20 protein-coding genes and 6 tRNA genes are annotated in these 23,638 nt (G+C 65.9%); 5 read left to right on the top strand and 21 right to left on the bottom strand.

What is annotated here, in order from left to right; genetic code table 11:
- Window position 1: 1 nt before the first annotated feature.
- From B2W22_RS11240 to B2W22_RS11280, 9 genes are all read right to left on the bottom strand, one after another.
- Window positions 2-877, bottom strand: a complete 876-nt coding sequence (locus B2W22_RS11240) for a DMT family transporter (protein ID WP_175124575.1) — start codon at window positions 875-877, stop codon at window positions 2-4.
- Entirely contained in the window at window positions 874-1,893 is a 1,020-nt protein-coding gene (bioB, locus tag B2W22_RS11245; protein ID WP_239212852.1) for a biotin synthase BioB, read from the bottom strand. The genes B2W22_RS11240 and bioB overlap by 4 nt, the downstream gene beginning before the upstream one ends.
- A gap of 252 nt (window positions 1,894-2,145) precedes the next feature.
- Complete coding sequence (locus B2W22_RS11250) at window positions 2,146-3,681, bottom strand: helix-turn-helix transcriptional regulator (RefSeq protein WP_175124526.1); 1,536 nt, start codon at window positions 3,679-3,681, stop codon at window positions 2,146-2,148.
- A 257-nt stretch (window positions 3,682-3,938) separates the two neighbouring features.
- Window positions 3,939-4,015, bottom strand: a tRNA-Asp gene (locus B2W22_RS11255).
- Window positions 4,016-4,095: 80 nt separating this feature from the next.
- Window positions 4,096-4,171: transfer RNA gene (locus B2W22_RS11260), tRNA-Glu, on the bottom strand.
- Window positions 4,172-4,235: 64 nt separating this feature from the next.
- Window positions 4,236-4,311 (bottom strand) — tRNA-Ala (locus B2W22_RS11265).
- Window positions 4,312-4,415: 104 nt separating this feature from the next.
- Window positions 4,416-4,492, bottom strand: a tRNA-Asp gene (locus B2W22_RS11270).
- Window positions 4,493-4,556: 64 nt separating this feature from the next.
- Window positions 4,557-4,632 (bottom strand) — tRNA-Glu (locus B2W22_RS11275).
- 32 nt (window positions 4,633-4,664) lie between these two features.
- Window positions 4,665-4,740, bottom strand: a tRNA-Ala gene (locus tag B2W22_RS11280).
- A 145-nt stretch (window positions 4,741-4,885) separates the two neighbouring features.
- Here B2W22_RS11280 and B2W22_RS11285 point away from each other — a divergent pair.
- Entirely contained in the window at window positions 4,886-5,086 is a 201-nt protein-coding gene (locus tag B2W22_RS11285; protein WP_175124527.1) for a hypothetical protein, read from the top strand.
- Window positions 5,087-5,170: 84 nt separating this feature from the next.
- Window positions 5,171-6,178 (top strand): aldo/keto reductase, encoded by a 1,008-nt coding sequence (locus B2W22_RS11290; RefSeq protein WP_175124576.1) that lies wholly within the window; start codon window positions 5,171-5,173, stop codon window positions 6,176-6,178.
- Window positions 6,179-6,251: 73 nt separating this feature from the next.
- On the opposite strand, the gene lnt is transcribed toward B2W22_RS11290, so the two are convergent.
- The 5 genes from lnt to miaB all read right to left on the bottom strand — a co-directional run bounded on the left by lnt (window position 6,252) and on the right by miaB (window position 11,865).
- Complete coding sequence (gene lnt / locus B2W22_RS11295; RefSeq protein WP_239212848.1) at window positions 6,252-7,880, bottom strand: apolipoprotein N-acyltransferase; 1,629 nt, start codon at window positions 7,878-7,880, stop codon at window positions 6,252-6,254.
- Window positions 7,877-8,767 carry an HlyC/CorC family transporter gene (locus B2W22_RS11300; protein ID WP_175124529.1) on the bottom strand — a complete coding sequence of 297 codons (891 nt, stop codon included), beginning with the start codon at window positions 8,765-8,767 and terminating at the stop codon, window positions 7,877-7,879. The genes lnt and B2W22_RS11300 overlap by 4 nt, the downstream gene beginning before the upstream one ends.
- Window positions 8,768-8,937: 170 nt before the next feature.
- On the bottom strand, window positions 8,938-9,411 hold the full coding sequence (gene ybeY, locus B2W22_RS11305; protein WP_175124530.1) for an rRNA maturation RNase YbeY: 474 nt from the start codon (window positions 9,409-9,411) through the stop codon (window positions 8,938-8,940).
- Window positions 9,401-10,426, bottom strand: coding sequence for a PhoH family protein (locus tag B2W22_RS11310; protein WP_175124531.1), 1,026 nt, complete (start codon window positions 10,424-10,426; stop codon window positions 9,401-9,403). Before B2W22_RS11310 ends, ybeY begins: the two co-directional genes overlap by 11 nt.
- The gene (gene miaB, locus B2W22_RS11315; protein ID WP_175124532.1) at window positions 10,423-11,865 is read right to left on the bottom strand and encodes a tRNA (N6-isopentenyl adenosine(37)-C2)-methylthiotransferase MiaB; all 1,443 of its coding nucleotides are present in this window, start codon (window positions 11,863-11,865) and stop codon (window positions 10,423-10,425) included. Before miaB ends, B2W22_RS11310 begins: the two co-directional genes overlap by 4 nt.
- Before the next feature lie 169 nt (window positions 11,866-12,034).
- On the opposite strand from miaB, the gene B2W22_RS11320 reads away from it, so the two are divergent.
- Window positions 12,035-12,802 (top strand): phosphatase PAP2 family protein, encoded by a 768-nt coding sequence (locus B2W22_RS11320; RefSeq protein WP_175124533.1) that lies wholly within the window; start codon window positions 12,035-12,037, stop codon window positions 12,800-12,802.
- A 193-nt stretch (window positions 12,803-12,995) separates the two neighbouring features.
- Here B2W22_RS11320 and B2W22_RS11325 read toward each other — a convergent pair whose 3' ends face one another.
- From B2W22_RS11325 to queA, 6 genes are all read right to left on the bottom strand, one after another.
- The gene (locus B2W22_RS11325; protein ID WP_175124577.1) at window positions 12,996-13,673 is read right to left on the bottom strand and encodes a VOC family protein; all 678 of its coding nucleotides are present in this window, start codon (window positions 13,671-13,673) and stop codon (window positions 12,996-12,998) included.
- A 132-nt stretch (window positions 13,674-13,805) separates the two neighbouring features.
- Window positions 13,806-14,741: a protein translocase subunit SecF gene (gene secF / locus B2W22_RS11330; protein WP_175124534.1), complete on the bottom strand. Its 936-nt coding sequence runs from the start codon at window positions 14,739-14,741 to the stop codon at window positions 13,806-13,808.
- Window positions 14,742-14,795: 54 nt separating this feature from the next.
- Window positions 14,796-16,676 carry a protein translocase subunit SecD gene (secD, locus tag B2W22_RS11335; protein WP_175124535.1) on the bottom strand — a complete coding sequence of 627 codons (1,881 nt, stop codon included), beginning with the start codon at window positions 16,674-16,676 and terminating at the stop codon, window positions 14,796-14,798.
- A gap of 111 nt (window positions 16,677-16,787) precedes the next feature.
- On the bottom strand, window positions 16,788-17,132 hold the full coding sequence (gene yajC / locus B2W22_RS11340; RefSeq protein ID WP_042794815.1) for a preprotein translocase subunit YajC: 345 nt from the start codon (window positions 17,130-17,132) through the stop codon (window positions 16,788-16,790).
- A gap of 232 nt (window positions 17,133-17,364) precedes the next feature.
- On the bottom strand, window positions 17,365-18,501 hold the full coding sequence (gene tgt, locus B2W22_RS11345) for a tRNA guanosine(34) transglycosylase Tgt (RefSeq protein WP_218343114.1): 1,137 nt from the start codon (window positions 18,499-18,501) through the stop codon (window positions 17,365-17,367).
- Entirely contained in the window at window positions 18,498-19,556 is a 1,059-nt protein-coding gene (queA, locus tag B2W22_RS11350) for a tRNA preQ1(34) S-adenosylmethionine ribosyltransferase-isomerase QueA (protein WP_286937698.1), read from the bottom strand. Before queA ends, tgt begins: the two co-directional genes overlap by 4 nt.
- A 229-nt stretch (window positions 19,557-19,785) precedes the next feature.
- Here queA and dacB point away from each other — a divergent pair, with 229 nt between their 5' ends.
- Window positions 19,786-21,234 (top strand): D-alanyl-D-alanine carboxypeptidase/D-alanyl-D-alanine endopeptidase, encoded by a 1,449-nt coding sequence (gene dacB / locus B2W22_RS11355; protein ID WP_175124538.1) that lies wholly within the window; start codon window positions 19,786-19,788, stop codon window positions 21,232-21,234.
- Window positions 21,235-21,447: 213 nt separating this feature from the next.
- Window positions 21,448-22,083, top strand: a complete 636-nt coding sequence (upp, locus tag B2W22_RS11360; RefSeq protein WP_175124539.1) for a uracil phosphoribosyltransferase — start codon at window positions 21,448-21,450, stop codon at window positions 22,081-22,083.
- Window positions 22,084-22,188: 105 nt separating this feature from the next.
- On the opposite strand, the gene cysG is transcribed toward upp, so the two are convergent.
- The gene (gene cysG / locus B2W22_RS11365) at window positions 22,189-23,598 is read right to left on the bottom strand and encodes a siroheme synthase CysG (protein ID WP_175124540.1); all 1,410 of its coding nucleotides are present in this window, start codon (window positions 23,596-23,598) and stop codon (window positions 22,189-22,191) included.
- Between the last annotated feature and the right edge of the window lie 40 nt (window positions 23,599-23,638).

Genomic DNA, 23,638 nt, shown 5'->3' on the forward strand with positions numbered 1-23,638 from the left:
CCTACCAGGGCGTCATCAGCAAAATGGCGGACAACGCCAGCGCAATGCCCAGCACGTTCACACGCGTGAGCGGTTCACGGAACGCCAGGGCGCCCACCAGGGTGCCCAGCGTGATCACTCCCATATTCATCGACGCGAACACCAGCGCGGGGTGCTCGGGCAGCGACTGGTGCGCGCGCACGTAGGTCAGGATGTTGCCGAAGTTGGCCAGCCCCAGCGCCACCCCCGCGGCCAGATGCCGCGCCTGCCAGCGCACGCGGCGCCACAACAGATACGCAAGCATCAGCGCGCCCGCCATCAGGAACGTCAGCAACAGGCTGCCCGCAAATGCGGTCCCCGTGCGGGCAACCTGCTTGAACAGGATGTCGATCACGCCATAGCCCGCCCAGACAACCAGCGGCCAGAGCCACATCGCGCGCCGGTCCTCGGCCGCCGTGGCTTCGGATAAACGAATGCGCGGCGGTTGGCGCAGCAGGCAGAAGAGGGCGGCGAAGGCCAGCGCGATGGCCGCCAATTTGCGTCCCGTGACCGGTTCGCCGAACAGCGCGAACGCGGCCAGCAGCGGAATGAACAGCGACAGGCGCTGCGCGGCGTCGCTGCGCACGATGCCGGCATGCCGCAACGCGGCCGCCATCGCCAAAAAGACGCTCGGCAGCAGCACGCCCAGCGCGGCCAGCACCAGCCAGGGCGTTTGCGGCGCCAGCAGGCGCGCCGGATCGGGGCGCAGCACCAGCCAGCAGAGCAGGGCGGCCACGGCGTAGTTCATCGCGATCGCCTGGCGCACGTCGATCTGCCAACGTCGCGCCAGCTTGAGCATCACGGCGACCGTGACGCTGCAGGCCACGCTGGCCGTCAGATAAAGAAGACCGGGCGTCAACGGCATGCCGCCTCCTCATGGCGGTCGTGCGCGGCGGCGTCGACCCGCATGCCCAATCGGTCGAGCAGGCGCTGGTCGGCCGCCATCTGCGGATTGGCGGTGGTCAGCAGCGCGTCGCCGTAGAACATGGAATTGGCGCCCGCCAGAAAGCACAGCGCCTGCATCGCATCGTCCATCGTCTCGCGCCCGGCCGACAGCCGCACGGCGGCGCGCGGCATTGCAATGCGCGCCACGGCGATAGTGCGCACAAACTCGAAGGGATCGAGGGCTTCGACATCGGACAACGGCGTGCCTTCCACCTGCACCAGGTTGTTGATCGGCACGGACTCGGGATAAGGCTCCATGCTGGCAAGCTGGGCGATCAGGCCGGCGCGTTCGCGGCGCGATTCGCCCATGCCCACGATGCCGCCGCAACACACGCTGATGCCGGCGTCGCGCACGCGGTCCAGCGTGTCCAGGCGGTCCTGGTACGTGCGTGTGGAGATGATCTTGCCGTAGAACTCCGGCGAGGTATCCAGGTTGTGGTTGTAGTAGTCCAGGCCCGCGTTCTTCAATTGCTCGGCCTGGCCGTCCCGCAACATGCCCAGAGTCACGCAGGTCTCCAGGCCCAGCGCCTTGACCGCGCTGACCATTTCGGCCACGGCGTCCAGGTGATGCGGCTTGGGACTGCGCCACGCGGCGCCCATGCAGAAGCGCTGCGCGCCGCCAGCCTGCGCCGCGCGGGCCGCGGCGACCACGTCTTCCAGCGGCATCAGCTTGTCGGCGTCCACGCCGGTGTTGTAGTGCGACGACTGCGGACAATACGCGCAGTCTTCGGGACAGCCGCCAGTCTTGATCGACAGCAGGCTCGACAACTGGATGACGTTCGGATCGAAATGGGCGCGATGCGTTTGCTGCGCCCGGTGCATCAGGTCCATGAACGGCAGCTCGTAGAGCGCCATGATGGCGTCGGCGCTCCAGGCCGAGGCCGGCAGGCGCTTGGGCGATGTCGGGACGGGAATGTACGCAGTCTGCATGGTCGGTGGCTCCTTCGTTCGTGCCGGGGATCTCGCCGCTGGCCTGATGGCCTGGGCTGGATCGGCGGATCGTAAGAAGGGGCGGCGTATTTGCGCAATGCGTTCGATATCGCCGGATTTAGCGGACGGTTGGGAACCTATTCAAAGAAAATGGCCGCTTTTGAGCGGCCAGTCGTCCTAACGCGGCGGCATCTTCGGCGACGCGAAGATGCAGGATATTTTGATTCAAATTGTAAAACCGGAGCAAGCCAGTCAGGACTTGCCTTGCTTTTCCCGGTTGCGCGCGCTTTCGTGACCGGTGATGCCGCGGTCACGAGCCCAGACGATGGCGGCGCTGCGTCGGTGCACGCCGATCTTGCTGTAGATCGTGGCCACGTGATTGCGCACGGTGTTGCGCGACAGCTTGAGCGCCTTGGCAATGCCGTCGTCATCGTGACCCTGGCAGAGCAGGCCCAGCACCTCGCGCTCGCGCGACGTAAGCTGCGCCAGTTCTGCCACGTCGCGCGTCGCGGGAGCGGGTTGGCGCAGTTGCGCCAGTTTTTCGATGATGCCGCGGCTGAACCACGAGGTGTCCTGCATGACCGCCTCGATGGCCGTCAGCAGTTCGGTCTCTGACCGCTTGCGCTCGGTGATGTCCTGGATCACGATCAACACGCGGCGCAGCCCGCCGATCATGACGGGCTCGGCGGACACCAGGCAGTCGAGCTCGCCGCCGTCGCGCGCAATCATCACGGCTTCGCGGTTGCGCACGCTTTCGCCACGCTTCAGGGCGGCCAGCATGCCTTCGTACGGCCGCAATCCCAGTTCGACGAGGTCCTGCTCTGCCTTCTCGTCCAACGTCAGACCCGTGGCGGCGGCAAAGGCGTCATTGAGGTTCAGCACGTTCAAGGTGACGCCGTCGCAGACGGCCATCGGCACCGGGGCAAGCTGGAAGGCTTTGGAGAAGCGCTCTTCGCTTTCGCGCAGGGCCTCTTCGGTGCGCTTGCGGCCCTCCAGGTCGATGAACGTGAAAAGCATGCAGGGCTCGTCGTGCATGTCGATGGGCTGGCCTGCCACCACCACGAACTTGGAGGTGCCATCGGGCAGCTTCAGCACGCCCTCGCGCTGCGGAATGGTCTCGCCTTCATTGAGCCGAGCCACAGCCGTTTCTTTGTCGTCGCTCCCGTCCAGCACATCGATTTCATAGGCCGACTTGCCCAGCACCGCGTCGCGCGAGTAGCCGGTCATTTCCAGGAACCCCTGGTTCACCTTGACGTAGCGCAGGTCCGACAGCCGGCAGATCAACGCGGGAGCCGGATTGGCCGAGAAGGCGCGTTCAAAGCGTTCCTCGGCGTTGATCTGCGCGGTCTGGTCGTGCAGGATCAGGACGCGATAGGGCATGGGGCCGCCATCGTCCAGATTGAGGCCGCGCGCAAGCAGGTTGCGCGTGAATTCGTCGTCGTCTTTACGGGTCAGATCGAGCAGCAGGTCTTCGAATTCTTCGCCCGCCGCCAGCCGGTCCAAGGGATACTGTCGCGCCGGCACGCGATGATGGTTGCGATAGGTGAGCGTATATCGCTTGCGAAAGCCCGCGGGCGTGCCGCCCAGGTCTTCCATTGATTCGGCGCCGTGCAGCGCAAGTGCGCTGGCGTTGGCCCAGGCTATCGAGCCATCGGCCTCAAGCAGGATGATGCCTTCGTTGAGGCCCGCGATGATGCTCTGCAGGTGTTGGCGATGTGCTTGGGGTGCGGCGTCGTTGGGGGTCACGTAGGCCTCTTTTTTCTTCGCATGGCGTGTACGCGCAAGCATGAAGCCGCGCGCCGGTGCTGTCCAGAGGTCAAAAGGGAGGAGTCTCGCGGAAGGGGTACAACGAGAGGGGATTGCACCGCGCGAATGGCGGCGCCGGACAGCCCATGCAAAAGCATATGCGAAAGCAAAATCAAAATTGCAGAAATCAAAAGCACAAAAGCAAAAAGCTCCGGAATCCGGAGCTTAAGATGCGTGTACTTCAAATGCGTGCATTTCAAGTGCGTGCTGCGAGCAGCGTTCGGTAAGCGCAAAGTGCTTGGCGGAGCGGACGGGGCTCGAACCCGCGACCCCCGGCGTGACAGGCCGGTATTCTAACCAACTGAACTACCGCTCCGCAGCGGCTTACTGATGACTTCAACTTTCTTCACTACGGCTGTGGTGTCAAGACAGCTTGTACTGCATGCCAGATGAAGCTGGCGTCCCCTAGGGGATTCGAACCCCTGTACTCACCGTGAAAGGGTGATGTCCTAGGCCTCTAGACGAAGGGGACCTGGAACCAACAAGTTTACTACTGTACTGCGTTACTACTGTACTGCGTTACTACTGAACTGCACTGGTGGAGGTAAGCGGGATCGAACCGCTGACCTCTTGCATGCCATGCAAGCGCTCTCCCAGCTGAGCTATACCCCCAGGGCGTCCTGCTGTTCCAAACTTCAAACAACAAGGTCTCACACTTATAAAACAAAAAAGCCCCGAAAACGGAGCTCTTGAAAGACTCTGAGCGAGAGAGCTTTTGGCGGAGCGGACGGGACTCGAACCCGCGACCCCCGGCGTGACAGGCCGGTATTCTAACCAACTGAACTACCGCTCCGCAGCGGCTTAACTCAACTACATAATCACTTCAACTGCATCACTAATACTGCATGCCAGTAGACTGGCGTCCCCTAGGGGATTCGAACCCCTGTACTCACCGTGAAAGGGTGATGTCCTAGGCCTCTAGACGAAGGGGACTTGGACTTGCTGTACTGCTCTTCGCTTTGGACTGGTGGAGGTAAGCGGGATCGAACCGCTGACCTCTTGCATGCCATGCAAGCGCTCTCCCAGCTGAGCTATACCCCCGTTTCTCTAATCAATTCCTTCAACGTTTCGCTTGAAACGCGCCGGTTAGAGCGCGTTTTTTGCTGTTTCGTTGCCGGTTTTGTTTAGTGCCGTTGGCGAAGAAACGAGATTATGCACGAACTAAATTGGGCGTGCAAGTCGCTTCATGGCAAAAAGCAAAAAAGTTGCGAAAAAAGAGGGTTGGATGGGCATTTTGAGGGCGGATTTAGCGCTGCATTGGTTGCTGAGCGAGCCTGCGATTGATGCGGAAATCAATGAAATCAAAGACTTGTGCAGGTGCTATCGTGGATGGAAAAAATTTTTCGGCGTGTGGAATTTTCCACGCGAGGGCAGCGCGGAAAGTTGACGCGGATCGGCAAGGAAATCGACACATGAGCACTTATCCATGAGCAGCACAGGCTTTCCCACCGTCGCCCTGGGGCGCACGGACATGAACATCACGCGCATCGGCCTGGGCGCTTGGGCCATGGGCGGCAACGGGTGGGCGGTGGGCTGGGGGCCGCAGGACGACACCGAATCCATCAAGGCGCTCCGGCACGCGATCGACCGCGGCATCAACTGGATCGACACCGCCGCGGTCTACGGCCTGGGCCATTCCGAGGACATCGTGCGGCAGGCGTTGGGCCAGATGCCCGCCAGCGAGCGTCCGTACGTGTTCACCAAATGCGGCCTGACCTGGTCGCCCGAGCAGCCACAGGCGATGCCGCGGCGCACCGGCGCGCCGTCCAGCATTCGCCGAGAGCTTGAAGGGTCGTTGCGGCGATTAGGCGTCGAGCGCATCGACCTCTATCAGATGCACTGGCCTGCGGGAGACGGCACGCCGCTGGAGGCGTACTGGCAGGAATTGCTGGATCTGAAGCAGGCCGGGAAAGTCCGTGCGGTGGGATTGTCGAACCACAACCTTGCCCAGTTGCAGGCGGCGGAACACCTGGGGCATGTAGACACCCTGCAGCCGCCGTTCTCGGCAATCCAGCGCGCCGCGGCTATCGACCTCATTCCGTGGTGCGCGGCAAATGGCACGGGCGTGATCGTCTATAGCCCCATGAATTCGGGCTTGCTGACCGGCAAGTTCAGCGCCGAGCGTGCACGGGCCTTGCCGCCGGACGATTGGCGGGCGCGGCACGCGGATTTCCGGTCGCCCGAGCTGGAGCGCAACCTGGCGCTGGCCGATGCCTTCAAGCCCATTGCGGAGCGGCACGGCGCCACCGTGGCCGCCGCCGCAGCGGCATGGACGCTGGCGTGGCCGGGTGTGACGGGCGCCATTTTGGGGGCGCGCAGCGCATCGCAGGTGGACGGACTGATTGGCGCGGCCGAGCTGGAGCTGGATGCCGACGACATGCAGGCGATTGCAGACGCGATTGAAGTCACGGGAGCGGGGATCGGCCCGCTGCGCCCGCCCGACGAAACAGGCTCGCTGCCCGCGAACCTGTTTGCCTGAAGGAAGTCAGCCGCGCCGGGAAATCAGTCGCGCGGGGACGTAGGTGCTGCGTGGAATCAGCCGAACCGTGGAATCAGCCGCGGCGCGGGCGGCGGGCGCTGCCCACGGCCGCGATCAGCGCCAGACCGATCAGCGCCAGCGCGGTCTTGTCCCCAAAACGCGCGTAGGGCGTGAGCCCCGTCATGCCCTGCACCGATACCGGCAGCACACCCGCCTGCAACGGCGCGAGTTGGGCGGCAACCTGGCCCTTTGCGTCGATGGCGGCGGTGATGCCGGTGTTGGTGGCGGTCAGCATCGGGCGCGCGGTCTCGATGGTGCGCAGCCGGCCGATCTGCAGATGCTGCCGCAGCGCCCAGCTATCGCCGAACCAGCCCAGGTTGCTGACGTTGACCAGGATGGTCGCGCCGGGCTCGCCGTTGGGGCCGGGCTGCAACGCGGGCAGCAGGTCGGGACCGAAGAGGTCTTCGTAGCAGATGTTGAACGCGATGTGCTGGCCGCCGACGGCAAACGGGGTCTGGCGTTCGCCGCCGCGATCGAAGTCGCCCAGCGGGATGTTCAGCATCTCGACAAACCAGTGAAAGCCGGGCGGCACGTATTCGCCCCACGGCACCAGGTGGCGCTTGTCGTAGCGCATGGCGGTGTTGCCGCGCACCAGCTGTTCAACGGGCGTGGCGCCGTCAAAACCGATGACACTGTTGGTATAGCGCTCGCGGCCGTTGACGCGGTCATGCAGCGGCACGCCCATCGCGATGACGGTGTTGCGTTGGCCGGCCAGGTCGCGCCAGACTTCCCAGACGCGCGGATCGAGCTGGTCCTGGAAGATGGGCACCACTGTTTCCGGCAGGATCACCAATTGTGGCGCAGGTACGCCGGGCGCCGCGGGCAGGGCCGTCAGCTCCAGATGGCGCCGCAGGCTTTGCTCGAGGAGCGCAGGATCGAATTTCTGCGATTGTCCGATGTTGCCCTGCACGAGCCGCACGTTGAGCGGGTCGCCTACCGGCGCCGACCAGTCGATGCGGGACAGCGGCCAGCCCGCCGCAGCGAGCGCCACCGCGACGCCAGCGGCCAGCGCGTGGCGCGGACCCATGCCGGCCGTGCGCGAAGGCTGCCACAGGCTTGCCGCCGCCGCCGCGACGAATGCGGCCAGGAATGCCATGCCGTGCACGCCGAGCAGCGGCGCCCAGCCTGCAATGGGGCTGTCGACCTGCGCATAGCCGATGTTCAGCCACGGAAAGCCGGTGAGCAGCACCGAACGCAGCCATTCGAACGCGCCCCACATCGCAGCCCAGGCCAGCGTGGCGGCCAGGATGCGGGACGGGGGGGAATCGGCGGACAGCGGCGCGTAGCGGCGCGCCAGCGCATTGGCGGTCGCGGGAAACAGGGCCAGGAATGCCGACAGCGCCAGCACGGCCGCGACAGCCAGCGGTGCGGCAAGATCGCCGTAGCGGTGCAGGCTGATGAAGATCCAATACAACCCGAGCGCGTAGCTGGCAAAGTTGAACAGCCAGCCGCGTAGCCACGCCTGACGCGCCGACGGCGCATACAGCGTGACGCGCGCCAGCACGGCCAGCGCGGCGATCTGGGTGAACGCCAGCGCCCACCCGGGCAGCGGGCCGGGGGCAAAGGTCAGGGCGTGGACGGCGCCCGCCAGCACGAGGCCGGCGGCGCCACGCAGGAGTCGGCCGCGCGGGGTGCTGGTCATGCGTCGGTGGCGGGTGCTTCGGTCTGGGGTGTGGCCAGGCGCTTGACGCGCAGCCAGATGGCCCGGCGGGCGTCGCCGCGCGCCACTTCAAGGCGCAGGCCGTCGAAATCGGCGTGGTCGCCGCGGCGCGGAATACGGCCCAATTGGCCGCCCATCCAGCCGCCCACGCTGTCGTACTCGTCGTCGGGCAGTTGGCAGCCGAACACTTCGTTGAAGTGCGAGATGTCGGTGGCCGCGAGCACGCGCCACTGGTTCTCGCCTTCGGGGAAGATGGAATCTTCTTCAGTCTCGTCGAACTCGTCTTCGATGTCGCCGACGATCTGTTCCAGCACGTCTTCCATCGTCACCAGGCCCGAAATGCCGCCATGCTCGTCAATGACGATGGCCTGGTGGTTGCGGCTGGCGCGGAACTCGTGCAGCAGCACGTTCAAGCGTTTGGATTCGGGAATGAAGACGGCGGGGCGGACCAGCGTGCGCATTTCGATGTTGGGCTCGAGCATGCAGCGCAGCAGATCCTTGGCCAGCAGGATGCCGATGATGTTGTCGCGATCGCCCTCGTAGACGGGGAACCGCGAATGCGCGGTTTCGATCACCGAAGCCACCAGGTACGGGATGGGCTGCGTGACATCGAGCAGATCCATGCGCGAGCGCGGGACCATGATGTCGCCGACAGTGCCCTCGGACACGGCGAGCGCGCCCTTGATCATCTTGTACGACTCCGCGTCGAGCAACTGGCGTTCGTGCGCGGCTTCGAGGACGGCCTTGATGCCTTCGCGGTCCTCGGGCTCTTTGCGCACAAGGGAAAGCAGGCGGTCTAGGAGGGATTTGGTGGCGGGTTTGGTAGAGCGAGCAGGCGTCGCTTCGGGAGCAGGGTAAGGGTCAGACATCGTCCGGGAGGACAAGTTAGGGAGGAGCCAGCATAACCGATACTGGCCCTTCGTTTCTAACGCCGGCCCGGAAAATGGCTGCAATGGACGCGATCTGCGCCTTGCTGCACGCCATTTGCCGGCATTTTCTCAGGGTTGTCCCGAGGCTGCCGGCACGCGGGCGGCGGCGGTCAGTCGGCCACGTACGGATCGGCAATGCCCATCTGCGCAAGCGTCGCGGTTTCCAGGGCTTCCATGCGCTTGGCTTCGCGCGCTTTGATGTGGTCGTAGCCCAGCGAATGCAGCACGCCGTGGATGGTGAGGTGCGCGGCGTGGTCCAGCAGCGTCTTGCGCTGCTCGCGGGCCTCGCGCACCAGCACGGGCACGCACATGACGATGTCGCCGCGCGCCACGCCCACGGGATCGACGCCGTACTCGAAGGTCAGCACGTTGGTGGCGTAGTCGCGGCCGCGGAAGTCGCGATTCAGGCGGCGGCCCTCGGCCGCGCCGACCAGCCGCAGGCTCAGTTCAGCGGCCGAAAACTCGACCAGGCCGTCTTCAAAGGCGGCGCCCAGCGCGCGCTCTGCCCAGCGGCGCAGGCGCCAGCGGGGCAGGCGGGCCTCTTCGACGCCGTACTGCACGGACAGGGACAGCTCAGGCTTCATCTTCGGCTGCGCGGTCGTAAGCGTCGACAATGCGGGCGACCAGGGGGTGGCGCACGACATCGCGGCTGGTGAACTTGGTGGTGGCGATGCCCTGGACGTCATGCAGCACCTTGACCGCATGCGCCAGCCCGCTTTCCTGGCCGCGCGGCAGGTCGACCTGCGACGGGTCGCCGGTGATGACCGCCTTGCTGCCGAAGCCGATCCGCGTCAGGAACATCTTCATCTGCTCGGGCGTCGTGTTCTGCGCCTCGTCGAGGATGACAAAGGCGTGGTTCAGCGTGCGGCCGCGCATGTAGGCCAGCGGGGCGATCTCGATGGTCTGCTTCTCGAACAGGCGCTGGACCTTTTCGAAGCCCATCAGGTCGTACAGCGCGTCATACAGCGGGCGCAGGTACGGGTCGACCTTTTGCGCCAGGTCGCCAGGCAGAAAGCCCAGGCGTTCGCCGGCTTCGACGGCGGGGCGGGTCAGCACCAGGCGCTGCACCGTGTCGCGTTCCATGGCGTCGATGGCGCAGGCCACGGCCAGCCAGGTTTTGCCCGTGCCGGCAGGACCGACGCCGAACGTGATGTCGTGCTTGAGGATGTTGTTCAGGTAGTCGCGCTGGCGCGGCGTGCGCGGGCGCAGGTCGCTGCGCTTGGTGCGCAGCGCGATGCCGTCGCTTTCATCGTCCAGGGCGGGCAGGGCGTCCAGTTCCCTGGCCTGCTCTTCCTTGAGCTTGCCTTCCTGGCGGCCCACCCCGATCTCGACCAATCCAAGCTGGATGTCATCGATGGACAGGGCGCGGTGCACGGCCTGTTCGTGGAAGCGGCGCAGGATGCGGCCCGCCAGTTCGGCCCGCTCGCCTTCGATGGTGACGCGGCTGCCGCGGCGGGACAGCTTGACGGTCATGCCGTCGGCCAGTTGCCGCAGGTTCTCGTCCAGGGGGCCGCAGAGATTGGCCAGGTGGGTGTTGTCGCCGTCCAGGTTGACGATGACGGGCATGCTGCGACGCGCGCGGGGGCGGGGTGTGGTCATTCAGCCTCTTGCGAAGTGCGGTCCACGTCGGCCACGCGGGCACGCAGCGAATTCGTGTGCGCCTCGGTGATGACGACGTCGACCATTTGTCCGATGAGCCGCGCGGGCGCGGGGAAATTGACGATGCGGTTGTTCTCGGTGCGGCCCATGAGTTCGTTCGGGTCGCGGCGCGAGGGGCCTTCGACCAGCAGGCGCTGACGCGTGCCCACCATGTTGCGGGCGATCGTTGCCGCTTGGTCGTTGATGAGCGCCTGCAGGCGCTGCAGACGGCGCAGCTTAACGTCCTGCGGGGTGTCGTCGGTGAGGTCCGCGGCGGGCGTGCCCGGGCGGCGCGAGTACACGAACGAGAACGAGGTGTCGAAGCCGACGTCCTCGATCAGCTTGAGCGTCTTTTCGAAGTCTTCCTCGGTCTCGCCGGGAAAGCCCACGATGAAGTCCGAGGACAGCGTCAGATTCGGGCGGGCGGCGCGCAGGCGGCGCACGACGGACTTGAATTCCAGCGTGGTGTAGCCGCGCTTCATGCCGGCCAGCACGCGGTCGCTGCCGGCTTGCACGGGCAGGTGCAGGAACGACACCAGCTTGGGCAGGCGGGCGTAGGCGTCCACCATGCGCTGGGTCATTTCCTTGGGGTGCGAGGTCGTGTAGCGGATGCGCTCGATGCCGGGGATTTCATGCACGTATTCCAGCAGCATCGCAAAGTCGGCGATCTCGTCGGAGTCCGCCATGCGGCCGCGGTAGGCGTTCACGTTCTGGCCCAGCAGCGTCACTTCCTTGACGCCCTGGTCCGCCAGGTCGGCCACTTCGATCAGGACGTCATCGAATGGGCGCGAGACCTCTTCGCCGCGTGTGTAGGGCACGACGCAGAAGCTGCAGTATTTGCTACAGCCTTCCATGATCGAGACAAATGCCGTGGCGCCTTCGACGCGCGGCGGCGGCATGTTGTCGAACTTTTCGATCTCGGGAAAGCTGATGTCGACCTGCGAACGGCCTTCGTCGCGGCGGCGCTTGATGAGGTCAGGCAGGCGGTGCAGGGTCTGCGGTCCGAACACCACGTCGACATACGGCGCGCGTTTGACGATGGCCTCGCCTTCCTGGCTGGCGACACAGCCGCCCACGCCGATGACGAGGTTCGGATTGGTCTTCTTCAGGTGTTGCACGCGGCCCAGATCCGAAAACACCTTTTCCTGCGCCTTTTCGCGCACGGAACAGGTGTTGAACAGGATGACGTCCGCCTCTTCCGGGTTGTCGGTCAGTTCGAGCCCGCCCTGGTCCTCGCGCAGCACGTCGGCCATCTTGTCCGAGTCGTACTCGTTCATCTGGCAGCCGAAGGTGCGGATGTACAGCTTGCGGGGGGAGCCGGCGCCGGGAGTGGCCGAAGGCAGGGCGGCGGAGACGCCGTCGCGGGGATTGCCCGCGCGCTTGAGAGAGGTTTCTTGCATGATGGTCGCCGTGACGGGTGTAGATCCCGGGGGCTGGAAAGGGGGAAAGGGCGGATTTTAACCCTTGCCCAAGAATTGTTTCTTGGACGCGCGCGCGTTGGCCGTTACGATAGCGGTCCGCGCGCCCGCAGGCGCCGGTAAAATCCCTTTTTTCTCCCGAGCGGCACCGATGAATTCCAATCGCCTTACGCCTCCGGCAGCCGCTCCGTCCCTCGCTGGCGGGACCGGTTCCGCAGTCCAGGACGAATACCGAAATCCGTACCCCGCGTCCGTGTGGGCGCTGCTGGCGGGCGCGCTGGCGCTGGCCGCCGCGGCGTGTGCGCTGTGGGTCGACCTGCCGCTGGCCATCTGGATCCAGAAATCGGTGTCGGAAGGCGTCGACCAGTCCTTTGAATGGGTGGGCGAGCTGGGCGAAAGCGGCCATTACATCGTCATGGCGCTGGCGTTCTACGTGACCGGCCTGGTGGGCCTGGCGCGCGGATGGCGCAATCCGCTGCGTGTCAGCTATGCCGCCATGGCGCGCGGCAGCTTGCTGATGCTGTCGACCATGGCGGTCGGCGGGCTGGTGGTGCTGGTGCTCAAACGCACCGTGGCCCGGGCGCGGCCCGAGTTGTTCTTCGAGCAAGGCATTTACGGGCTGGGCGAATCGTTCTCGCGCGCTCAGCAGTTCAATTCCTTTCCGTCCAGCCACACCTACGCGGCCTTCTCCGTGGCGGTGGTGTTGGGCATTCTGGCGCCGCGTTGGCGCTGGGTGTTCCTGCTGCTGGCGGCGCTGGTGGCGATCAGCCGGCTGGTGAACCTGGATCACTACCTGTCGGACGTCATGACGGCTGCCGGCATCGCCGTGCTGGTCGGGCACTATCTGGCCCCCCGCGTGCTGTGCAGCAAGTATCAATGGCCGCTGCGCGCGCCGTGGCGCTGGTGGAAGAAAGGCTAAGGCATCACCTGGACGCCAGAGAAGACCGCGGGAGGCAGATCATCCCGCGGTTTTTTTTCGTTCGTTGAAAGGCGTCGTCGCGAGGCATGGCGTACAGGGACGGATACTCCAGGGCGGCAGGCTGTGGATGCAACCAAGGCGTCCGGCCCCGGAAGCACCCAACGCGCGTCAGGTCACGGCTACACCGCAGGCGTCACGTCAGCAGCTTGATTCCGGACGGCGTTTCGATCTGCGCGCGCAGGCGGGGCGGGCCATCGGCCTGCTCGACGTCGATCAGGCTATCCGCACCCATCCAGGCGAGCCCCTGGCGCAGCAGCGAGGCGCGGGGGTGGCAGCCGGTCAGACGCAGCAGCCGCAGCGGCTGGCGCGGCAACGTCGCACCCGGCGTGTTTTCCACGTCCCATTGGATCAGCGTCGGCAGCAGGCCTTCGCCGGCCTCGTAACCGGCTTCGCGCCACGCCGGCAGGCTGCCGTCATCCGGCACGGTCAGGCGCCAGCGCAGGTCGCCGCGCGTCATGGCGATGGCGGGTGGCAGCCGGTTGGGGTGTTCGGCCTGCATGCGCGTCAGGTCCAGCGGCGCCTCCACGCGCGCGGCCCAATGGGCCAGGAATGGCCCTTGTTCGATGCGTGCGCGCACGTCGCCCTGGTCCAGCCCGAACCAGCGGGGGCGATCAGGCGCCGGCGCATCGGGATCGATGGCAATGACTTCCAGGTACACGCCGTCCGCCATGCCCAGCACCCGGTTATGGGTGCCCATGCGCGGATGCGCCCCGCCGCCCTGCGACGTGATGCCGAGCAGGCCGGCAACATATTCGGTGCCGCTGGCGAGGTCCGCGGCGGCGATGACGATGTGGTCGATGGAGAGTTTCATGAGGGGCATGGTAACGAATCCGTGGATTGCCGTGCCCGGATACTTTCAAGGGATCCGCTCAGAGGCACTGCCCGAACGTCAAAAGAAAAACCCGTCGCAAGCGACGGGTTTTGCATGTCAGCAGGCCGGCAATCAGGCGACTTCGCCTTCCTCGCCTTCCTTCTTGACCGGCTTGACCAGGTCTTCGCGCTTGACGCCCATCCACATGGCCAGCGCGGCGGCGACGAACACCGACGAGTAGATGCCGAACCAGATGCCGATGGTCAGGGCCATGGCGAAGTAGTGCAGGGTGGGGCCGCCGAAGAACAGCATGGCCAGCACCATCATCTGGGTCGAACCGTGGGTGATGATGGTCCGCGAGATGGTCTGGGTGATGGCGCTGTTGATCACTTCGTGCACGTCCGCCTTGCGGTACTTGCGGAAGTTTTCACGGATCCGGTCCATGATGACCACGGATTCGTTCACGGAGTAACCCAGCACGGCCAGCACGCCGGCCAGCACCGCCAGCGAGAACTCCCACTGGAAGAACGCGAAGAAGCCGAGGATGATGACCACGTCGTGCAGGTTGGCGATGACGCCGGCGACCGCGAACTTCCATTCGAAGCGGAAGCCGAGATAGATCATGATGCCGATCACGACGACCAGCAGGGCCATCAGGCCGTTGTGCAGCAGTTCTTGCCCGACCTGCGGGCCCACGAACTCGACGCGGCGCAGTTCCACGCCCGAGTCGGCGGCCTTCAGTGCGGCCATGACGGTCTCGCTCTGCGTGGCGGACGTCTGGCCTTCCTGCAGGGGCAGGCGGATCATGACGTCGTGCGAGGTGCCGAAGTTCTGGACCTGGAAGTCGGTGTAGCCCAGCTTGGACACCACGCCGCGCACGTTTTCAAGCTGCGCCGTCTGGGCGTAGTTGACTTCCATGACCGTGCCGCCGGTGAACTCGATCGACAGGTGAAAGCCGCGCGTGACGATGAAGAAGACCGCCAGCAGGAAGGTGACGAGACTGATGATGTTCAGCACCAGCGCATGGCGCATGAACGGGATGGTGCGGTGAATCCGGAAAAATTCCATTTTTCGCCTTCGGTTCTTTTCTGTGGCGGACGGCCCGGGCCGTCCGCCCTATTTTCAGTTTGCCTTCGGCTTCCAGACTTCGCCGATGGAGATCGAGGTGAGCTTCTTCTTGCGGCCGTAGTACAGGTTGGCCAGCGCGCGCACGCCCACGACAGACGAGAACATCGAGGTCAGGATGCCCAGGCAGTGAACCACCGCGAAGCCCCGGATCGGGCCCGAACCGAACGCCAGCAGCGCCAGGCCCACGATCAGCGTGGTGAGGTTCGAGTCAAGAATGGTGCCCCACGCGCGTTCGAAGCCGTGATGGATGGCCTGCTGGGGTGTGGCCCCCGCGCGCAGCTCTTCCCGTATGCGCTCGTTGATCAGCACGTTCGAGTCAATGGCCATGCCCAGCGTCAGTGCGATAGCCGCGATACCGGGCAGCGTCAGCGTCGCCTGCAGCATGGACAGCAAGGCCAGCAGCAGCAGCACGTTGAAGGTCAGGCCGATCGTGGAGAACACGCCGAACAGGTGGTAGTAGATGATGATGAACGCGGCGATGGCCAGGAACCCGTACAGCGTCGAGTAGAAGCCCTTCGAGATGTTGTCGGCACCCAGGCTCGGGCCGATGGTGCGTTCCTCGATGATGGACATCGGGGCGGCCAGCGCGCCGGCGCGCAGCAGCAGTGCGGTGTCGGCGGCTTCTTCGGACGACATGCTGCCCGAGATCTGCACCTGGCCGCCCGCGATTTCGCCGCGGATGACAGGCGCGGTGACCACTTCGCCCTTGCCGTTTTCAAACAGCAGGATGGCCATGCGCTTGTTGATGTTGTCGCGGGTGACGTCGCGGAAGATGCGGGCGCCCTTGGAATCCAGCGTCAGGTGGACGGCGGCCTGCTGGGTCTGCGAATCGCGGCCGGGCTGGGCGTCCTGCAGGTTTTCGCCGGTCAGGATGACCTGGCGGCGGACCAGGATGGGACGGCCGTCGCGGTCGTTGTAGCGCTCGAGACCGAACGGGACGCTGCCGCCCAGCAGCGCGGCCTGCGCGGCGGGGGAGTCGTCGACCATGCGGATTTCGAGCGTGGCGGTGCGGCCCAGCAGTTCCTTGGCCTTGGCCACGTCCTGCACGCCAGGCAGTTGCACCACGATGCGGTCCGAACCCTGTTGCTGGATGACCGGTTCGGCCACGCCCAGTTCGTTGATGCGGTTGTGCAGCGTGTTGATGTTCTGCTTGAGCGCGGAATCCTGCACGCGGGTGACGGCGGCCGGGTTCAGGGAGGCCAGCAGCAATTGCTTGCCGCCTTCTTCGCGTTCGGTGAACTCCAGGTCCGGCAGGCGCGAGCGCAGCGTCGAGATGGCGCGGTCGCGGTCGTCGGTGTTGGCGAAGGTGGCGGCGATGCTCTGGCCGGAGCGTTCAACGCCGGCCACAGGAATCTTCTGGTCGCGCAGCACCGAGCGCACGTCGGCGGACAACGAGTCGTAGCGGGCGGTCAGGGCGCCCTGCATGTCGACCTGCAGCAGGAAGTGCACGCCGCCGCGCAGGTCCAGACCCAGGTACATGGGCTTGGGCGCGAACCAGCCCAGCGCGCGCATCCAGGGCGGCGAGGCCGGCAGCAGGTTCAGCGCCACGGTGTATTGCGGGTCGCCGGGAACGGTATTGAGCGATTTTTCGATCAGGTCGCGGGCCTGCAGCTGCACGTCGGTCGACGGGAAGCGGGCGCGCACGGTGCCGAGCGTGCCGTTCAATTCGAAATAGGCGCCTTCGTTGGGGATCTTGGCGTCGGCCAGGATCTGTTCCACGCGGGCCAGCACGGCGGTGTCGACCTTGACCGTGGCTTTGGCGCTGGACACCTGTACGGCGGGGGATTCGCCGTAGAAATTGGGAAGCGTGTACAGCAGGCCAATGAGGACCGCGACCAGGACCGTAATGTACTTCCAGAGGGGATAGCGGTTCATTGCCGGCTACTTCATTTAAAGAGATGAAAGGGCCGCCCGAGCGGGTGAGCGCGGCGGGCGGCGGTAGGCGCCTTCAAGGACAAGAGCCCCGTTGGGGCTCTTCTGGGACGCTTACAGGGCCTTGATGGTTCCCTTGGGCAGAACGGTCGAGACCGACGACTTCTGCATGATGACTTCGACGGGCTTGTCGGCCAGTTCGGACACTTCGACGGTGACGTAGCTGTCGTTGACCTTGGTGACCTTGCCGAGCAGGCCGCCGGCGGTGACGACTTCGTCACCCTTGGCCAGGGCCGCGATCAAGTTGCGGTGTTCCTTCTGGCGCTTCATCTGCGGACGGATCATCAGGAAATAGAGGATCACGAACATCAGGATGATGGGCAGCATGCCCATCAGCGCATTGCCTTCGGGGGCGGCGGCCTGGGCCACGACGAGGCTGGCGGTATCGATAACGGACATTGAATTCTCCTGCGTTTGAGTCTGTTTGGGTTTATCGCTATGTTTTTAATGCGCCCATCCCCGCGCGAGCCATGGATAGGGCAAGCCGACTATTGTATAGAGGTTATCGCCCGCCTTTAACCCGGATGTCATCCCGGGCGTCAAGGCGGCTTCCGTTTGCAGCGGCGGCCTGCCCGGACAAATGGGGGCGAAACCTGCCGGTAAAAGCCCCTGGCGGGGCTTTTTTAACCGGCTACTCGATGCCGCGGGCGCGGTCCGCGGCGAACTGGGCGCGCCAGGCGTCAAAGCGGCCTTCCGCAATGGCCTCGCGCATTTCTTGCATGATAGTCAGATAGAAGTGCAGGTTGTGAAGCGTGTTCAGGCGCGCGCCGGTGATTTCGTTGGCGCGCTGCAGGTGGTGCAGGTAAGCGCGCGAGAAATTGCCGCAGGTGTGGCAGCTGCAGCTCGGGTCCAGCGGGCGGGTGTCGTCGCGGTACTTGGCGTTGCGGATCTTCACGTCGCCAAAGCGCGTGAACAGCCAGCCGTTGCGGGCGTTGCGGGTGGGCATGACGCAGTCGAACATGTCGACGCCGCGGCTCACGCCCTCGACCAGGTCTTCGGGAGTGCCCACGCCCATCAGGTAGCGCGGGGCCTGGACGGGCAGCTTGGGCGTCACGTGCGCCAGGATGCGCATCATGTCTTCCTTGGGCTCGCCCACCGACAGGCCGCCGATCGCGTAGCCATGAAAGCCGATGTCCTGCAATCCGGCCAGGGACTCGTCGCGCAGCGACTCGTACATGCCGCCCTGCACGATGCCAAACAGCGCGTTCGGGTTGCCCAGGCGGTCGAATTCGTCGCGGGAGCGGCGCGCCCAGCGCAGCGACATGCGCATGGAGCGCGCGGCTTCTTCGACGGTGGCGGGGCGGCCGTCGATTTCATAGGGCGTGCACTCGTCGAACACCATGACGATGTCGGAATTGAGCGAGCGCTGGATGCGCATCGATTCCTCGGGCGTGAGGAACAGGCGCGCGCCGTCGATGGGCGAGGCGAACTTCACGCCTTCCTCGGTGATCTTGCGCATGCCCTGCAGGCTGAACACCTGGAAGCCGCCCGAGTCGGTCAGGATGGGTTTGTCCCACTGCATGAAGCCGTGCAGGCCGCCATGCTTTTCCATGATTTCGGTGCCGGGGCGCAGCCACAGGTGGAAGGTGTTGCCCAGCACGATCTGCGAGCCGATTTCCTTGAGCTCGTGCGGCATCATCGCCTTGACGCTGCCGTAGGTGCCCACCGGCATGAAGATGGGGGTCTCGACCACGCCGTGGTTCAGCGTGATGCGGCCGCGGCGGGCGCCGCCGTCGGTGGCGAGCAGTTCGAAGTTGAGTCCGGTCATGAGGCAGGGGTTTCGATGAACATGGCGTCGCCGTAGCTGAAGAAGCGGTAGCGCGCGGCGACGGCGTGGGCGTAGGCGCGGCGGATGGCCTCGACGCCGGCCAGCGCCGACACCAGCATCAGCAGGGTCGACTGGGGCAGATGGAAGTTGGTGACCAGCGCGTCCACCACCCGGTACTCATAACCGGGGGTGATGAACAGACGCGTGTCGCCCTGGGCGGGGGCCAGCGGGACGCCGGGGGCCGTGCGGCCCTCGGTCTGCGCGGCGGCCGATTCCAGCGCGCGCACGCTGGTGGTGCCGACAGCGATCACGCGTCCGCCCTTGGCCCGGGCCGCGGCAATCGCGTCCACGGTGGCCTGCGGAACGGTGAACCATTCGGCGTGCATGACGTGGTCGGCCAGGTTGTCCACGCGCACGGGCTGGAAAGTGCCGGCGCCCACGTGCAGGGTGACGAAGGCGCGGGCCACGCCCAGGCCCTCCAGGCGCTCCAGCGTGGGCTGGTCGAAATGCAGGCCGGCCGTGGGGGCGGCGACGGCGCCGGGTTCGCGCGCGTAGACGGTCTGGTAGCGGTCGTCGTCGCCCGCGTCCGCGGCGTGCGTGATGTACGGCGGCAGCGGCGTCGCGCCGTGGGCGTCCAGCAGGTCGAGCACGGGGCCGGGGAAGCGGATGTCGAAGAGTTCGCCTTCGCGGCCCAGCACCGTGGCCTCGAAGGCGTCGGCCAGGCGCAGCACCATGCCCGCGCCGGGCGACTTGCTGGCACGCACGTGCGCCAGGACGCGGTCGGGTTCGGTGATGCGTTCGACCAGCACCTCGATCTTGCCGCCGGTGATCTTGTGGCCCGGCAGACGCGCCTTGATGACGCGGGTGTCGTTGAACACCAGCAGGTCGTTGGGCCGCAAGAGGGAGGTCAAGTCGGCGAACTGGCGGTCATGCAGCTGGCTGGCGGCGTCCAGGTGCAGCAGGCGGCTGCCCGTGCGCTCGGCGGCCGGCGTCTGCGCAATGAGCTCGGGCGGCAGTTCGTAGTCGAAATCGGAAACGGTGAAGGACTGGGTCACGCGGGTATCTGGAGCAATGGGATCGGCCCTGCAAATGTCGAGCCATGCCGGTTGGGCGGGCTTGGGGCAACCGCATATTGTAAAGGGGACGGTTAATAGGGGCGGATCGGCGCCCCGCGCAAATAAATACGCCGCCAAAAGGCCCCGAGGGCCGTCCCGCGCCGCCCGTAACCGTTCCAGGTTTTGTATGCTCTCGGTTTTGCTGGACGAGCAACCAGGTGGGCGAGGCATGACGGGACAAGTGATCAGGCGGGTGGGCGGACTGAAGCAGTGGCTGGCCGGCGGTGTCCTGGCCTTGGCCGCGTGCGCTGCCTTTGCGCAGGTTCCCGGGTTGCCGCCCGACGTGGTGAAGGCCTGGAAAGCCAGCAAGCTGCCCGACAGTTCGCTGTCGCTGGTGGTGCAGGAGGTGGGCGGCCCGCGGCTGGTGGCGCTGAACGCCAAGGAGGGCCGCAATCCCGCGTCCGTGATGAAACTGGTCACGACCTGGGCGGCGCTGTCCGAGCTGGGGCCCAATTACGTCTGGCGCACCGAATTCATGACGGCGCCCGGCTCGCGCCCCGACGCCAAGGGCGTGCTGACCGGTCCGCTGTACCTGCGGGCCGGGGGCGATCCGCAATTCCTCATGCAGGATCTATGGACACTGCTGCGCGAGCTGCGGCTGCGCGGCGTCAAGCAGATCAATGACCTGGTGATCGACCGCAGCATCTTCGGCCAGGTGTCGATCGACCCCGGCGCGTTCGATGGCGCGCCCGACCGGGCCTACAACGCCAGTCCTGACGCGCTGATGGTGGGCTTTGGCGCACTGCGGCTCCTGTTCACGCCGGACCCGGTCGCCAATAAATGGGTGCCGCTGATCGACCCGCCGCTCCCCGGCCTGAAAATCGAAGGCCAGGTGGAGTGGAGCGACATCCGCTGCCCGGGTCCGCCGGTGGTCACGACCGATCCCGTCATTACCCAGCAGGGCGTGACCATCCGCGTCAACGGCAAGGTGGCGGGTTCGTGCGGGGAGTTCAGCCTGTATCGCCTGGCGCTGTCCCAGCCCGAGTACGCCACCGAGGTCTTCCGCATGCTCTGGAAGGAACTGGGCGGCACGTTCAAGGGACAGGTCCGGTCCGGCATGGTGCCGGCGGACGCGGTGGTGCTGGCCTCGCATGATTCGCCGACGCTGGCCGAGGCCATCCGCCAGATCAACAAGCGCAGCAACAACGTCATGGCGCGCACCCTGCTGCTGACGCTGGGCGCCGAGCGCGGCCGCCGGCCGGCCACTGTGGCCAGCAGCGAAGAGGTTGCCAAGCAACTCCTGGCCAAGCAGGGGCTGGACATGCCGGAGCTGGTCATCGACAACGGCGCCGGCCTGTCGCGCGAGGCCCGTGTGTCCGCGGATAGCCTGGCGTCGATGCTGACCGTGGCCTGGAATTCGCCGGTGATGCCGGAATACATTTCGTCCTTTGCCATCGCCGGCGTGGACGGAACGGTGCGCCGCCGCCTGAAGGGCAACGGCACGCTCGGCATGGCGCATCTGAAGACCGGCTCGCTGCGCGACGTGCGTTCGATCGCCGGCTACGTGCTGGGGGCGAGCGGCAAGCGCTATGTCGTCGTCAGCATCGTCAACCACGAACAGGCTGGCGCGGTCCGAGCCTTCGACGACGCCTTGATCTCCTGGCTCGCCGAACAATGAATGTAGGCCCCCACGCCGCGCGCACGTTGTGCGCTAGCTGCCCCCCGAGGGGGGCTGCCCCGCCTTGGGGCGGCCCGGCGGCGGGGCGGGCTTAAAACGTTTACGATCCTCCCATGTGCCCACGACCATGAAAGGCAAGCGCGCCGCGCCTTGCCCGCGGCCGCCTGAGGCCAAAAGAATTCTGACCAACAAATACTCTGGAGAGTTACGCACATGCCCGTGCACGAAATCCGCCATCCGCTGATCCGCCACAAGCTCGGGATCATGCGGCGCGCCGACCTCAGTACCAAGAGCTTCCGTGAACTATCGCAGGAAGTGGGCGCGTTGCTGACGTATGAAGCGTCCAAGGACCTGCCGCTGGCGCCCGCCACCGTCGAGGGCTGGTGTGGCCAGGTCGAGGTCGAGAAGATCGCCGGCAAGAAGGTCACCGTCGTGCCGATCCTGCGCGCCGGCATCGGCATGCTGGACGGCGTGCTGAGCCTGATTCCGGGCGCCAAGGTCAGCGTCGTGGGCGTGGCCCGCAACGAAGAGACGCTGGAAGCCCACACGTATCTGGAACGCCTGGTCGGCGAACTGGACCAGCGCCTGGCGCTGATCGTTGACCCCATGCTGGCGACGGGCGGCTCGATGGTCGCCGCCATCGACCTGCTCAAGCGCGCCGGCTGCAAGGAAATCCGCGCGCTGGTGCTGGTGGCCGCGCCGGTGGGCATCGACGCGGTGCTGGCCAAGCACCCGGACGTGCACATCTACACCGCGTCCATCGACGACGGCCTGAACGAGCACGGCTACATCATGCCGGGCCTGGGCGACGCCGGCGACCGCATCTTCGGCACGCAGCAAAAGGGCTGAAAGCAAAAGGGCTGAAGACGCGTTGCGGCCGGTTCCCTTCCCGGGATCGGCCGGACCTCGACCGCACAGCGGCCCAGGACCGCGCCCGGTCAGCAGGTCAGGTTTTCACGCCGTAACCGCCGGCTGTCCCAGGTGCTGGCCGAACCAATGCAACTGCGGCGCCAAGCCGGCGACCTCGCCCACGATCAGCAGGGCGGGGGACCGGACGGCATGTTCCCGCGCCAGTTCCGGCAGTTGCGCCAGCGGACCCGACACCACACGCTGTTCGGGCCGGCTGCCGTTTTCGATGAGCGCAAACGGCGTCTCGGGCGAACGGCCATGGCGCAGGAGGCGCTGGGTCAGCAATTCAAGCTGGCCCACACCCATATAGAACGCCAATGTCTGTTTTTCGCGCGCCAGCGCGGGCCAATCCAGGTTGTCTTCATCTTCGCGGCAATGCGCGGTGATCAGGCGCACCGATTGCGCGTGCTCACGGTGCGTCAGCGGAATGCCGGCATAGGCGGCACAGGCCAGCGCCGCCGTAATGCCCGGCACCACTTCGTAGCGCACGCCGTGCGCGCGCAGAAATTCCAGTTCCTCGCCGCCGCGGCCAAAAATGAATGCATCGCCACCTTTTAGCCGCACCACGCGGCGGCCGGCGTGCGCGTGTTCGACCAGCAGCGCATGGATGCGCGCCTGCGTCGCGTGATGGTTTTCGCCGGGCAGCTTGCCCACCGACACGCGTTCGGCGTCGCGCCGGGCAAGCGACATGACCTCGTCGCTGACCAGCCGGTCGTAGAGGATGACGTCGGCCTCGTTCAGGGCGCGCAGGGCCTTGAGCGTCAGGAGACCGGGGTCGCCAGGGCCAGCGCCGACCAGCACCACGCTGCCCTCGGCGGGCGCGATGGGCGAGGCCAGCGCATCGGCCAGCGCGGCCTCGGCCTGCGCCGGTTGTTGCTGGCGCAGGAATCCCGCGACCGGGCCATCCAGCAACCAGTCATAGAAGCGGCGGCGCGCGCCCAGGTCCGGGTGGCTGGCGCGGATGCGTTTGCGGTAGGTGGCCGCCAGGCCGGCAAGCTGGCCCAGCGTGTGATCGAACAGCGATTCAATGCGCTCGCGGATGCGGCGGGCCAGCACGGGGGCCACGCCCGACGACGAAATGGCGACGATGACCGGCGACCGGTCGACGATGGACGGCACCTGGAAAGACGACAGCTCGGGGTCGTCCACGACGTTGGTGAATATGCGGCGCGCTTTCGCAGCCTCTGAGACCGCGGCGTTGACCGCGCGATCGTCGGTGGCGGCCACGACCAGCCACATGTCGTGCAGCCAGGCGGGGTCGAACGGCCCCGGCAGATGGCGGATACGGCCCTCGGCCGCAAGGGCCGCCAGGGCCGGCGTTAGTTCGGGCGCGCCCACGACCACATTGGCACAGGCCTCCAGCAGCGCGAGCGTCTTGCGTTCGGCGACGGCGCCGCCGCCAACAACGAGTACCAGCCGGTCTGTCAGATCGGCAAAAATCGGGAAAAGCTTCATGAATGCCAGCCTCGGGCGTACCCGGCTCAATGTGGGTCGA

Source organism: Achromobacter sp. UBA4530, assembly GCF_002388205.1.
GTDB lineage: Bacteria > Pseudomonadota > Gammaproteobacteria > Burkholderiales > Burkholderiaceae_B > Achromobacter > Achromobacter animicus.